General features: G+C 63.6%; 4 protein-coding genes. 2 read left to right on the plus strand and 2 right to left on the minus strand.

Annotated features, from left to right (window positions below; genetic code table 11):
• On the minus strand, positions 1-194 hold a 194-nt coding region (locus ACQKDV_RS19585), incomplete at its 3' end, for a hypothetical protein (RefSeq protein ID WP_427785883.1).
• Positions 195-598: 404 nt separating this feature from the next.
• On the opposite strand from ACQKDV_RS19585, the gene ACQKDV_RS19590 reads away from it, so the two are divergent.
• Complete coding sequence (locus ACQKDV_RS19590; RefSeq protein ID WP_427785884.1) at positions 599-823, plus strand: AbrB/MazE/SpoVT family DNA-binding domain-containing protein; 225 nt, start codon at positions 599-601, stop codon at positions 821-823.
• Between the two features lie 6 nt (positions 824-829).
• The gene (locus ACQKDV_RS19595; RefSeq protein WP_427785885.1) at positions 830-1228 is read left to right on the plus strand and encodes a type II toxin-antitoxin system VapC family toxin; all 399 of its coding nucleotides are present in this window, start codon (positions 830-832) and stop codon (positions 1226-1228) included.
• On the opposite strand, the gene ACQKDV_RS19600 is transcribed toward ACQKDV_RS19595, so the two are convergent.
• Positions 1189-1304, minus strand: a 116-nt coding sequence (locus ACQKDV_RS19600; protein ID WP_427785886.1) for a 5'/3'-nucleotidase SurE, incomplete at its 5' end; no start/stop codon positions are given. The two genes, ACQKDV_RS19595 and ACQKDV_RS19600, sit on opposite strands and share 40 nt — an antisense overlap.

Raw genomic sequence — 1304 nt, forward strand, 5'->3', positions numbered from 1 at the left:
TGGTCGTTCAGTGCTTCACGTGCCTGCTGCCGCGCGGTATCGAGCGTCGCGTCGGGTATCTGCCGGTTGACCAGCGTGGCCAGGGCATCTGCGGACAGGTACTGCGCATGGTGGGCGGCACCGGTGTCGAACGGTGGCAGGTCTGCGGAGCAGGTCGGAGAGAACGAGAACGAATGGAGTACCCGGTAGAGCATGGTGCTGGATCCTGCGGTCTTGCAGGGCGCGCGGCGTGGGCCTTGTTGGCGCACGTACGGAACGGCCTGGGGAGGTGGGTATGACCGTAAGCAGGGGGGCGTGGATGTGCCTGAAGATCGGTTCAGCCGGTCCAGGGAGATGGGATGGGCTGCGCACTTCGCCCGGTGCCGGTGGGCGCGCGGCGTCGTTTCCAAGGCGTTCGAGCGGTCTGATCGCGACACAAAGCGGCGCTTGCATCGCGTCATGGCGGCATGCACTTGCAAGATGCAGGCCTGATGCGACTCATGGTGAATTCGTTCATTTTCACCCGCACATCGCTTGGGTAGCAGCGGGAAACGGCGCACGTGTAGCGGTATGTATGCCAAAGTATGTATAATTTGTGCATACCGAAGAGGGTCTGCCGATGGAAGCCACTGTTGCAGAACGCGGGCAGATCACCCTGCCCAAGGCGGTACGTGATGCCCTCGGCCTGACCAAGGGCACGCTGCTGAAGGTCGAGCTGGATGGCAGCCGCATCATCCTTCGCAAGAGCGTTGACGATGCCATTTCACGGGCACGCGGCAAGTTCGCGCTCGATGGCTTTGATTCGGCCGAGGCGGCCGTGCGCGCCGTGCGCGACGAGGACTAAGCCGTGATGATCGCCGTCGATTCCCCGGTGCTGGTCGAGCTGCTCAGCAATGGCCCGCAGGCCGATGCCGTTGAAGCCATCCTCAGGCAGAGCCTGGTGGGTGGCCGCGTGGTGGTCTGTGGCGCGACCCTGGCTGAAGTCTGCGCCTCGCTGCGCGGCGGTGCCGAAGTGCTGGAAGCGCTGGAAGAAATGGGCGTGCACTTCAATGCACTGGAAGCCAAATCGGCCCTGCGCGCCGGTGAAATGCACCGCCGCCACCGCCAGCGCAGCGGCAGCCGCCGCAGCCTGGACGATTTCATGGTCGGCGCCCACGCACTGCTGCAGTGCGATGGCCTGATCACCTGGAACGACACGTTTTACCGCGACTACTTCAAGGGCCTGAAGCTGATCGTGCCGCACGCCTGAGCCCATCTTGTTTTTTCAACCCGACCTTCCATGGCCGCCGAGACAGTGCCCGAATAGATCACGTCGTCGCCGAGAT

It is taken from the genome of Stenotrophomonas sp. NPDC077659 (assembly GCF_050268705.1).
GTDB lineage: Bacteria > Pseudomonadota > Gammaproteobacteria > Xanthomonadales > Xanthomonadaceae > Stenotrophomonas.

Bases quoted from the DNA above. Each gene is read 5' to 3' on its own strand.
- ACQKDV_RS19590 (WP_427785884.1), top strand. From the start codon at position 599: ATGGAAGCCACTGTTGCAGAACGCGGGCAGATCACCCTGCCCAAGGCG.
- ACQKDV_RS19595 (WP_427785885.1), top strand. From the start codon at position 830: ATGATCGCCGTCGATTCCCCGGTGCTGGTCGAGCTGCTCAGCAATGGC.